This window comes from Kitasatospora sp. NPDC089913 (assembly GCF_044748625.1).
Classification (GTDB): Bacteria; Actinomycetota; Actinomycetes; order Streptomycetales; family Streptomycetaceae; genus Kitasatospora.
This window is the reverse complement of the sequence record NZ_JBIVGI010000054.1, coordinates 24535-35400: the sequence shown is the minus strand read 5'-3', so window position 1 is coordinate 35400 and position 10866 is coordinate 24535. Positions and strand designations below refer to the sequence as shown.

General features: G+C 72.7%; 11 protein-coding genes. 2 read left to right on the top strand and 9 right to left on the bottom strand.

Annotation, left to right across the window (positions count from 1 at the left end; all coding sequences use genetic code 11):
- The 8 genes from ACIPYS_RS39580 to ACIPYS_RS39545 all read right to left on the bottom strand — a co-directional run.
- A partial coding sequence (locus ACIPYS_RS39580; protein ID WP_400755442.1) for a hypothetical protein occupies positions 1-285 on the bottom strand: 285 nt, incomplete at its 3' end.
- A complete protein-coding gene (locus tag ACIPYS_RS39575; RefSeq protein ID WP_400755441.1) occupies positions 282-800 on the bottom strand; it encodes an RNA polymerase sigma factor in 519 nt (172 codons plus the stop codon). The genes ACIPYS_RS39580 and ACIPYS_RS39575, both read right to left, overlap by 4 nt.
- A 609-nt stretch (positions 801-1409) precedes the next feature.
- Positions 1410-1589 (bottom strand): hypothetical protein, encoded by a 180-nt coding sequence (locus ACIPYS_RS39570; protein ID WP_400755439.1) that lies wholly within the window; start codon positions 1587-1589, stop codon positions 1410-1412.
- Between the two features lie 304 nt (positions 1590-1893).
- Positions 1894-2535, bottom strand: a complete 642-nt coding sequence (locus ACIPYS_RS39565; RefSeq protein WP_400755437.1) for a helicase associated domain-containing protein — start codon at positions 2533-2535, stop codon at positions 1894-1896.
- A gap of 1366 nt (positions 2536-3901) precedes the next feature.
- Complete coding sequence (locus ACIPYS_RS39560; protein ID WP_093858168.1) at positions 3902-4111, bottom strand: hypothetical protein; 210 nt, start codon at positions 4109-4111, stop codon at positions 3902-3904.
- 83 nt (positions 4112-4194) lie between these two features.
- A complete protein-coding gene (locus ACIPYS_RS39555; protein WP_400755435.1) occupies positions 4195-5463 on the bottom strand; it encodes a glycosyltransferase family 2 protein in 1269 nt (422 codons plus the stop codon).
- A complete protein-coding gene (locus tag ACIPYS_RS39550; RefSeq protein ID WP_400755433.1) occupies positions 5457-7589 on the bottom strand; it encodes a peptidase domain-containing ABC transporter in 2133 nt (710 codons plus the stop codon). The genes ACIPYS_RS39555 and ACIPYS_RS39550 overlap by 7 nt, the downstream gene beginning before the upstream one ends.
- A gap of 65 nt (positions 7590-7654) precedes the next feature.
- Entirely contained in the window at positions 7655-7852 is a 198-nt protein-coding gene (locus ACIPYS_RS39545) for a hypothetical protein (RefSeq protein WP_159424675.1), read from the bottom strand.
- A gap of 337 nt (positions 7853-8189) precedes the next feature.
- Between ACIPYS_RS39545 and ACIPYS_RS39540 the strand changes: the two genes are divergently transcribed.
- A complete protein-coding gene (locus ACIPYS_RS39540; RefSeq protein ID WP_400755430.1) occupies positions 8190-8768 on the top strand; it encodes a hypothetical protein in 579 nt (192 codons plus the stop codon).
- Positions 8705-9562 (top strand): hypothetical protein, encoded by an 858-nt coding sequence (locus tag ACIPYS_RS39535; protein WP_400755428.1) that lies wholly within the window; start codon positions 8705-8707, stop codon positions 9560-9562. Before ACIPYS_RS39540 ends, ACIPYS_RS39535 begins: the two co-directional genes overlap by 64 nt.
- Positions 9563-10023: 461 nt before the next feature.
- On the opposite strand, the gene ACIPYS_RS39530 is transcribed toward ACIPYS_RS39535, so the two are convergent.
- Entirely contained in the window at positions 10024-10566 is a 543-nt protein-coding gene (locus ACIPYS_RS39530; protein ID WP_400755426.1) for a hypothetical protein, read from the bottom strand.
- Positions 10567-10866 lie beyond the last annotated feature (300 nt).

Sequence of the window (10866 nt, the reverse complement as noted above, 5' to 3'; positions counted from 1 at the left end):
CTGGGCCGTGAGGTGGTAGGCCAGCGGCGGGGGCGTGGCCGCGAACGACGTCCCCCCCGAGCCGGGCAGCGCGAGGACCGCCACCGCCGTCACGGCCGCTGCCGCCGCGCACGCCAGACCGTAGACCAGGCGCCGGCGCCCGCCCGCCCCCACCGGGGCCGGACCCGCGTCCGGGTCGGTCGGTCCGGCCAGGATCCGGCCCAGCAGCACCCGGTCGGCCTCGACGTTGACCCCGGCAGCCGGGTCGGCCTGCGCCAGCAGTTCGTCGACACGTGTCTTCCTCATCGTGCGGCCCCCAAGCGCTGCTCGTTCCTGCGTGACGACCCGGCGCCGCCCGTGCGTTCCGACTCCTGCAGGGCCTTCCTCAACCTGCCCCTGGCCCGCATCAGCCTGACCGAACAGGCGGCGGACGAGCAGCCGAGCACCCGTGCGGCATCCCGGACCGCCAGTCCCTCCCAGCCGATCAGGGCCAGCAGCTCACGGTCGCCGGCGGACAGAGCGGCCCATGCGCGACGGACCGTGTCCCGGACCGTGAACTCCTCCCCCACGTCCCGCACCGCACCCGCAGCCACCGCGCCCACCGCCGCCGCCAGCACCGCGTCCCGGTCGGCTCCCCGGTACTGGTTGGCGACCGTATTGCGCGCGACCCCGTACAACCACGGCAGCACGGCACCACGGGGAACCTCCCCGAACCGCCGCCATGCCGTCGTGAACACCTCCGCCGTCACGTCCTGCACATCGGCCGGCGGCACACGCCGCAGCACATACCGATGGACCGCCGGATAGTGCTCCACGTACACCGACTCGAACTCATCCTGAACCCCCAATAGAAACCACTCCCCAAATCCGTCGTCACCCGGTAAGTGTCGACAGCACCCCCGATCTAACAGCCCGCCCCAAAAAACACCGGCCGGTCCGCCTGGCCCACGACGACCTCGTGGACCCCACCGACCGGGCGCACCACGACCGCGCCACCCGATCCGCCGACGGGCGAGAAGGTCGCGCGTGCGGCCGCAGACCGCAGACCGCAGAATGCCCCGCACCGGCTCGGCCACGCCGGCCGCGAGCTGCCCGTCCTGGCCGCCACGACGGACACCGCCGTCGACGCCGGCCGGACGCCCGCAGCAACGGTCGCACCGGGCCGCTCCCACGAACACCACCACGGCGTACGGAACACCCGGAGTACTGCTTCCACACCCCTGCACGGAAGCAGTCGGCCTCCGTCCAGCCCGGTTGTCCCCTGTCCGGGCCCGGGGGGTTCACCCGATCCGTGGGACCGGCATGACGGAACGTCCGTCGCAACCCCTTGGGCGACCTTCGTCGCAACCCGGCCCCCGGTGCACGGCTCCGGCCCCCTCGCCGGGCGGTGTGTCCGCACGCGCGGCCCCGTATGGCCCGGGACGGTGGTGTCACAGGTTCTTCAGGTACGCCTGGTGGACGGTGCGGGCGGCGTGCTCCGGGGTGGCGTGCAGCCTGGCTTCAAGGGTGGTGGGGTCGCCGAGGAAGTAGCCCTCGCACACCGCGCCCCAGGCATCGCCGCCGTCCAGGCCCCGCTCGGCCCAGCCGACCCGGTGACCTTCGCCGAACACCAGCAGAGCGGGTCGCGCGGCGCCGACACCGTCCGCTCCTCCCGGCCCGCGGCCGCGGGCCCCTGCCCGGCTGGAGCGGGGGCGGGGACGGTCCGCTGGACCGGGCGCCGATCGACCAGGTCACGGTCGGCAGGCGTGGGCCGGCTGCTGTACAGGGCCGGCTCCAGCCGTTCGGGCGCAGCGGCGCGGCGCGGGGCGGCGCGGCGCGGGGCGGGGCGGGGCGCGGTGCCTCCGGAAATCGGGAACGAGGTGCGACGGCCGTCCCGGCCTGGTGGGCCGGGACGGCGGGATCTTGCGGGGCGGGTCAGCCGGTGACGGTCTCGGTGTGCCGGGTGAGCGCGTCGAGGAGCGCGGCCTGCTGCTCGGTCAGCTTGCCGTCGGGGCGGGCCTTGTCCTGCTTGCGCAGCCAGGCGCCGGGCCGGAAGGTCGGGTCGGCCTCGCCGCCGGTGCGGTTGGCCGGGCCGTCCAGGGTGCCGTCGGCGGTGAGGTAGGCGAGCATGCGGCGGTACGAGCGGTTCCAGTCCGGCTCGATGCGCCACATCGCGTCCAGCGCGGTGAGCCTGGCGTCCTGCTCGGCCGTCAGCTTGGCGTTCTTGCGCTGGCGGCCGACCCAGGCCCCGACGGCGTGGCCGGCGAGCTTCTCGGCGGCCGAAACCGCCAGGTGTCTGTGGGCCTCGGCCCAGGCGCGGGCGTGGGCGTAGCCGCGGTCCCAGGAGCGGGCGTGCTTGTCCCAGATCATGCCGAGCTGGTCGAGTTCGTGGATGCGGACCGGGGCGAGCAGGCCGGCGCCCTTGAGGTAGCGCTGGCGGTCGAGCCAGGAGATCAGAGCGCCGTCGCGGGTCTTGTCCGTCGGGTCGAGGTGACGGTGCCCGGTGTGGAACGCGTCGGCCAGGCCGAACATGCGCTGCCACTCGGTGGCGCGCGGGTTGAAGGCGCGCAGCTTCACCGTCCGGAGGATCGCGTTTCACGGAGTTCGGTCTTACGGAGGTCCCGACGTACTCGCGCACCGCCCACCCGGAGCCCGCCGCGGCGTGGACCGCGACCGCCCTGGTGTGTCCAGAGGCGCTGGGGACGCTGTCCGCGATCGTGTCCGGAGGCCCCGGCATGGCTTCGAGCCGCCCGACCACCGTCCTGATCGGAGGTCACGCGAAATTTCACGTGACAACAGCGAGTCGGCTCCGCGATCATCAGCCGATGACCACGAGACCGGACCTTCTCCGTCTGAGCATCGTGCCCACCACCCAACAAGGGCAGCGTGGAGGTCCGCCCGATCGTCAACGGCCGGGATCTTCTGGCCGAGGCGGTCCCCGGTGGCGTGGGAGGCTCCCGGTACCAAGGAGTAGGCCCCCGGTATCTGTTGGGCCCGGACGGGCCGTTGCATGCCGCGGCGACGCCCCGGGAAGTTCGTCCCGCCTGGTCCGGGTGCGGCGTGGAGGAGTGCTGTGGCGCCCTGTACATGACGGTCAGGCGTGACGGGAATCGTGTTGCCCGGACCGGCTGGCGCGACCCTGCCAATCAGGACTTCGACCTGCCGGAGCTTCGGTTCACCGCCGGTCAGTACAAGGACGAGGTCCTGCGAGCCGAAGAGGACCGCAGTCGGGAGTGGCCGGCCGGGGCGGTTGCGCGGCTGCTCGAGGCGCGACCGAGGACACGCGGGGACTGGCTCGCCAGATGGGACTGCGAGTTGCAAGGCGTCCGGGCCCCCCGCAACGAACCGGACCGACTCCACGTCGTCCTGATGCATCCCCGCAACCGGGCCGACGCAGACCGGCCCTGGCTCCAGTTCGGGACGACCCTCCCGGTCTCCGCCGACGACCCGTCGGACCAGGCCGAACACCTCGAAGCCCAGCCGACCGCAGGCGATCCCCGCGCCACCGCCGACGTCCGGGAAGGCTCGCATGACGCCGAGCAACCGGGCCACCCCTGGCCGCCGGTCGACCCACTGTCCACACGAACGACCAGGACAGGCCACGCCGGGCCTCCCGGACACACTGCTGCGACCCGCAACGCCCACCAAGACACCGGCCGAACCGGCACCGGGCCCCTTCGAGACGACCCGCCACCAACCGGGCCCACCAGGACGTCGCCATCCTCTCCGTTGGAGCGGTCAGGGGGGCAGGCACCGGTCCGGCAGGTGGACAGGACAGCGATGGGGCCTCTGACCGGGCGCTTGTGAAGTCGCAGGTCGACTGAACAGTGCGGATGCTCATGAGCGTCTTCCGGCGGGGCCTGACCCACCGACCGACCGGCCTCGGGTCCTTGACAGGGTTCTGTCGGCCCCCTCCGGAAGCCGCTCGTGTGCACCCTGGCTGTCAGTCGACCTGCGTCCAACCGCGGGGGGAGGTGCTGATCCCGGCGAAGCCGCGGTATGCCTTTCTTTTCCACAGCGTGCTGCCCGGGTCGTATTCGTGGAGCGCCTCGCGGGCTTCCTGCTCGGTGTCGAAGGCGTATTCCTTTCCGTTCGGTGTGCGGATCTTCCATTCGTCCATCGGCATTCCGGCGAGACCAGGTCCCATCGACATTCGTTTCCTCCTTGATCGTGGATTTCTTCCATGCTACGGCCGCGCATTTCCCGGTTCCTGTCGGCGGGAGGCGGGGCCGGGGCTCAGCGGGCCTGATCCTTCGGCCCGATTTCCTCCCGCAGCCGTTCCAGTTCGGCGCTCAGGAACGTTCCGGCGCCGAGCGCGAGTGCTGCCCCCAGGGCCGGAGCGGCATGCTCGTAACGGCCGGTCGCCAGGGACAGCAGGCCGTGCAGTTCGTGAAGGCGCCCCATGACCCGGATGTCCGCACAGGCGGTCTCGCGCACCGCGTCGGCCGCGGTGTCGGCGAGCCCGGCGAGGACCCTCAGGCTGCGGCTCGTCGTGACGACGGTGCGGAAGTAGGTGGCCTCGGCGCCGCGCCCGGCCCGCTCCAGGAGCGCGGTGTAGGTGTCGATCTCGTCCGATCCGCCGAAGCGCAGGGCGAGTTCGCACAGCAGTACCCAGGTGTCCTGGCGGCGTTCGTCGGTGTAGTCGCACGGGGGGAGGCCGTCGCGGGCGGGTGCCGCGGCGAGCCGGCCGAAGAGGGACCGCGCGGCCTCGGGGCCGGTGTGCTGGGGAAGTTCGGCCCGGGCCTGGTAGAACACCCACTTCGGATTGTCCGGCTCCTCGGCACGGCACAGTGCCGTCAGCCTGGCGTGGCGGTCGAGCTTTTCCTTCGCGGTGATGACGGTCGGATGGTAGCCGTGGTGGCGAAGGACGGTGGTGAGGTGGACCGTCGGGGGCGCGTTGCCGTCGCTGTCGTAGGGACGCTCGTGGATGCGACCGCGGTAGCGCAGTGCGGTGCGCGCCCGCACGAGGCGCGGCAGGTCGGGGTAGCGGCCGGCCGGGTCGTGATCGTCGAGCACCAGCGGGCACGCCGCGAGGTCGGCTTGGGGCAGGATGTGGTCCAGGAGGACTGCGGCGCGGCGGACGGTTCCGGCGTCGGCGGGTGAGAGCACCTCGTCTGCGTCGATCATGAGGACCCAGCCGTCGTGAACGTGGTCGAGGGCGAGGTTGCGTTGGTGCGCGAAGTCCTCCTGCCACGGGGCGTGGACGACCCGGGTGGGCAGCGGATGTGCCGCCACGATGTCCAGGGTGCGGTCCGAGGAGCCGGAGTCCACGATCAGCGCCTCGTCGACGTCCTGGGTGAGGGCGTCCAGGCAGCGGCCGATCGTGTCCTCCTCGTCCTGGGTCAGGACGACAGCGGTGACGCGGGGCGCCGTTCGGTGCCGTCGGTCACCGGCGGGGACCGGAAGGTGTGCCAGTTGCGGGGACATCCCGCTGATCAGCGCGAGGCCCTCGAGGGCCGGGCCAGGATGTGTGTCGGGCCGGTCGAGCAGGTCGTGGATCAGCATGCCGGGTGCTCCTCGGCGTGCGGGGCCGGGGTGGCGGGGGCGGGGGCGGGGAGCTCGATGACGCGGTCGAAGGCGAGGTCGGTGGCGGCGGTGTGCGACACCACAACCTTGGCGGCCGGGAGCTCGGCGAGGTTGGCCCAGATCCGGTGGACCGTGGTGCGGTCGATCCCGCTGAACGCCTCGTCGAGGAGGTAGACATCAGGCCTGCGCAGGACAGCCCGGGCCAGTGCCAGACGCTGGACCTGGCCACGGGACAGCCCGCTGCCGTCCTCGTGCACCAGGGTGTCGAGCCCTTCGGGCAGGCCGGCCACGACCTCGTCGAAGCAGGCCGTCCGGCAGGCGAGAGCCCGGGCCCGGTCGTCGGCCGGCACGCCGAAGTCGAGGTTCTCCCGCACACTGGCGGCCAGCAGCAGAGGGGTGTCGGCCAGGTAGAGGACGCGTTCGCGCAGCGACGCGTCGCCGATCGCGGCGAGGTCCCGACCGCCGATCCGCACCGTGCCGCCGTGGTGGGCGATGAACCCGGCGAGGGCCTTGAGGGCGGTGCTCTTGCCCCGGCCGTTGGCGCCGACGAGGCGGATCCGCTCCCCCGGGCCGACGGACAGGTCGAAGTCGGCGAGGGCGGGTCGGGTCTGCTCCGGGTAGACGACGGTCAGGGCTCGTGCGTCGACGCCGGTGTTCGGCACGGTAGGCCTGCCGGCGCCGGCGGGGACGGTGAGCAAGGGGTCCTCGCGCTGTTGTGTCACGTCGCGGTAGCGGCCGACAGCGGCTGCCAAGTGCTGGAATGCGACCTGCAGGCCGGCCAGGGAGTCGACCGCGGCGAGGAAGCAGCCGGCCAGGGCGACGGTGGAGAGGATCTCGCCCACGCTCCGGGTGCCGGCGTGGTTCTGGTGCAGGCATGCCCACACGACGAGGAGTGTGGTCAGGCCCAGGTTGAGGCCCTTGAGCACGGTGTTGGTGTTGCCCAGCCGCCCCAGCCTCGTCTCGGCGGCGATCCGGTGTTCGAGCCGGTCCAGTACGCGGCGGACGGCGAAGTCACGGGCTGCGAGGGCCACGACATGCTCGTAGCCGCGCAGGATGTTGAACAGTTCGGCCTTGAGCGTCGCGTCGCGCTGGAGGGCCTCCTCCGACGCCGTCCGGATCGGACGGAACAGGAGCCAGGAGGACCAGAGGTTCACCGCGGCGGAGGCCGCCAGGATGCCCAGAACCGGCGGGTCGTCGAAGGCGAGGTAGCTGCCGGTGAGCAGCGCGATGCCCAGGTCGATGGCTGCGCGGACCGTGGAGGAGGCCACCAGGGACTGGATCTCCCCCACGTCGTCGACGCGGTTCACCAGGTCCCCGGCGCGCCGCCCCTGGTGGAAGGCGAGCGGCAGGCGCAGCAGTCGGCGGATGTAGTCCTCGGACAGCCGGCGCTGGAGGGACTGTCCGAGGGTGACGCTCATCCGCCCGCGCAGGTGGTTGGCGCCGGCGGCGACCATGACCACCAGGGCCAGGACGGCGGCGAGCAGGTCGAGGGAGTGGGTGGAGTCCTCCCGCAGTACCAGGTCGGTGCCGACTTTGAGGAAGAGACTGGTGGCCAGTGCGGCCAGGGAGACCGCGCTGGTCAGCGAGAGCAGGAGGGCCAGCGCGGGCCAGTGCGCCCTGACCAGTGGCCGCAGCACCGGCTGTGGGCGGGGTCCGCGCAGGCGCGCCCACCGCGAGAGGCCCGTGACCGGGCGGCCGGTCACCAGGGCGTGGCCGGTGAACACTTCGGTGAGGTCCTGCGGATCGATGAGGGTGGGGCCGGAGAACAGCGGGTCGCTGACCACGAACCGGTTGCCGCGCACGGTGTGGACGACGATGAAGTGCGGTCGGCTGTCGATGTGCACCCGGATGATCGCCGGTCCTGCGACCTCCAGGGCCAGGGCGAGCTGTGCGGTGTCCAGGCGCAGGAGTTCGGACGCCACGCCGTGGTCGGCGAGGACGCGGTGCAGGCGGGCGAGGGTCGAGCCCCGCTGCCCCAGCCCGACGGAGTCCCGTAGGACGGTGGTGTCGACGAGGCGGCCGTGTCGGCGCAGGACGGTGCGGACGCAGGCGGGGCCGCAGTCGGTGTCGCCGCTCTGGTGGGTGTGGAATCGTCGGAAGTTCACTGCATGGTTCCTCTGCCGGGTGCCGCGGCCGGCCGTGGGGCCGGCCGCGGCGCTCGGCGATGTCCCTACTTGCCCTTGCACTCGCGGTTGTAGATGGCCATGTAGTTCGCCGGGGTCCCGCCGCAGGAGATCACCGCGCTGGTGAAGCTGAGCGCCTTGATGTGGGCGCACTGGGCGGCGTTGAGGCCCTCTCCGGCCGCTGCTTCGGCGGCGGCGGCGTCGAGTGCCGGGAAGCCCATCGCCCGCAGGTCGGTCAGACTCATCTTGCTGTCCTTGTCTCTCGGTTGATCTCCGGAAAGCACATGCGTGTGCTCCGCGATATTCATCGGAATGCGGCGGCGATCGGTGGTGATCGGATTCGGGAATCCGGTTCGGATCCCCTTGGGCGTGCCGCCCGGAATTTCCGGTCGGCCGCTCGCACCGCCTGAACATTAGAAATCGGACGAGACCTGACGGGCAAGGCGGATCGGGGTGCTCCGTGTTGCCTCGCGACTTTGACGCTTCGGAGTCGATCTGTTACTATGAATTCGAGATTTGTTGATACTTCGACGAAATTTCCACGTGCCGGTCGGGGCCGGCACGCACGCCCGACACACCGACATGGCAGCGCATCCCCTGGTCGCGCTCAGAACCGCGACCGGCCTCTCGCAGTCCGCGTACGCCCAGCTGATCGCCCGGGTGCACGCGGAGCTCGGTCACGGGCAGATGGCCGCGCGGCGGGAGAAGGTGTCCCGCTGGGAATCCGGCCGGATCACCCCCGAACTCAGCGCCCAGCTCGCCATCGCCCGCATCCACGGCGTGGACCGGGACATCGTCCTGCGCCTGGGCTGGCCGCAATGGCTGCCGGGCGCCACCGGTGACCACGCGCTGTCGGGACAGCCGTGGAACCCGCAGGCCGCCATCGGGGTCACGCGGGCGACCGCGGAAGCGACCTGGGACTGCGGCCCCACGCTGATCATCACCGGGCCCTCCCTCGCCGGCCAGATCCGCGGCGCCGTACAAGCACTCACCGATCCCCGGCCCCCCGCCCGCGACGGCCCCGCATCACCCCCGCGACACTCACCTGGTCCGAGGCCCGCATCCGCGCCCTCGAAGAACTCGAAGCCGGCAGCCCCATGCACCAGGGCGCCCTCTACCTGGCTGCCCGCGCCGAGTACCGACTCGTCAGCGACCTGCTGACCCGCTGCGGATACGACCCCGCCACAGGCGCCCGGTTGCTCCTCCTCGCGGCCCGCAGCGCCGCCCTGTGCACCTGGATCAGCGGCGCGCTGGGGGAAGAGGTCCGGGCCGAGCGCTACGCCCTGGCCGCGATCCGGGCCGCGTCCGCCGCGGGCGCGCCCCGCCACACCGCCGCCTATCTCTCCCTGCTCTCCCTCAGGCACCTGCGCCGCGGAGACCCCCGCGATGCCCTCTCCCTGCTCCGGGCCTCCCGCACCGCCGACCCCCGCCCCACCCACCGCCTCGCCGTCATCCAGCACACCCGCCACGCCCGCGCGCTCGCCCGGCTCGGCGAACACGCCGCCGCCCTCCGGGCCCTGGACCACGCCGAGCGAGCCCTGGCCGGGACCTCCCCGACCTGGGACGCGCAAGCCGACCCCACCGGCAGCTACGTCAACGACGAGTTCCTCACCCTCGCCCGCGGCCAGACCTGGCTGCGCCTGGGAGAACCGGCCCGCGCGCTCTCCTGCTACCACAGCGTCCTCACCGACGGCACGCCCCCCTCACAGCCTCCCTCCCCGCACGCCGCCGCACGCCTGCGCCCGGTCGTGGAGGCCCAGCTGGCCACCGGGGACATCGACGCGGCCACCGCCGCCGTTCGCGCCGCCGCCGACCGGGCGGGCACCCTGCCACCCGGACTCGCCCGCTGGTTCCGCCACCGTCTGACCCCCCACGCCGCACATCCCGGCACGCGGGAACTGCTCGACCAGCTGGCCGACCGGCCCGCCCCGTACTGGCGGACCGGTCCCGACTGACCGCGCCGCCGGCCCCGGCCGTGCCCGACCGACCGAGTGCGGGCGCCGCCGATCCGGGCCAGGACGCGAAGCCACAGCCGCCTCCCCGGCAACAGGGCGCCCCCGGTCAGGGGACAGCAGTGGGCACCGAGTCCGTCCAGCACGTCGGACAGGGCGTCCCTGGCCCGTTCACACCGATCACCGCCCGGGATGCCCCCCACGGACTCCTCGTGACGATCGACGGAAGGCAGCCTGTCGACGTCCAGGGCCCCGCCACCGTCGTCGACCACCGGCCGGGCGAGGTGGGCATCCGCGCCGGGTGACCCTGCGGGCCCCGCTCCGCGCCGGCTTCCTCTGCACGCCAACCGGTCCGTGGCCCGCACACCGGCGGTCCGGGAGCGCCGGCCGGCGGGCCGGTACGGCGGCGCGGCCGAAGGCAGACGGGACGGAACGCCGCCCGGTCCCCGGGACCGGCCCGGGCCTCAGGCAAGAGCGGTGACGAGCCTCGCCGCGGCCATCGCGACCAGGAGCACCGCACCGCCCAGCAGGTACTGCGTGGCGTGGCGCATCCTTCGTACCCGGACCTGATGAACACTGATGCACCGCCACAGCTCGACAGCGGCGGCATCGGCAGCCGCCTCGAGGGTCTGCGCACAGAGCCCCGCACGGAACTGCTCCACGGAGGCGAACGCCTCGACGGTGTCGCCGTAGCTGAACGCGATCGGCACCACGGCGCCGGACGGCCGCGACAACGCAGGCAGCCTTCCCGATCCGGTGAGCACCAGAGCCGCCAGGGCCACCGAACACACGCTCACGACCAACGCGGCCAGCCCGACCGCCCCGAGGACGGGCGACACCTCCGAGGACGTCGCCCCGGAGGCGAACACCACACCGGTCACGACGAGCGCATCAGCGCTCAGGAGAGCACCTGCCCGGTTCACCAGCCCCAGACGAAGCCCGTCCGCCCGCACCAAGTGCCACTGGACCAGACGCAGCCTCTCCTCTGGACACAGTTCCTCACCCACTGCCCCACCCTTCCCCCGTACCACCAGGACAGACAGACATCTGCCCCACTGCACAGGGAATTCCCCCACCCACAGGCAGCAACCCCCAACAGGAGTCTGACCGTTCGCCGCCCCGCCACAAGCCCAGCCGCTCCCCCACCGGGCCAGCCCGGCGTCCCGCACCCGCTCCTCCCGCCGCCGGCCCGCCGGGGCCGGGAGACGGACGGCCAACCGCTCCCGCACCGGGCCGGAACAGGCAACACCCGCAGACCCAGCTCTTTCTCCTCCCGGTCGCTGACACACTGCGCGCACTCCAGCCGG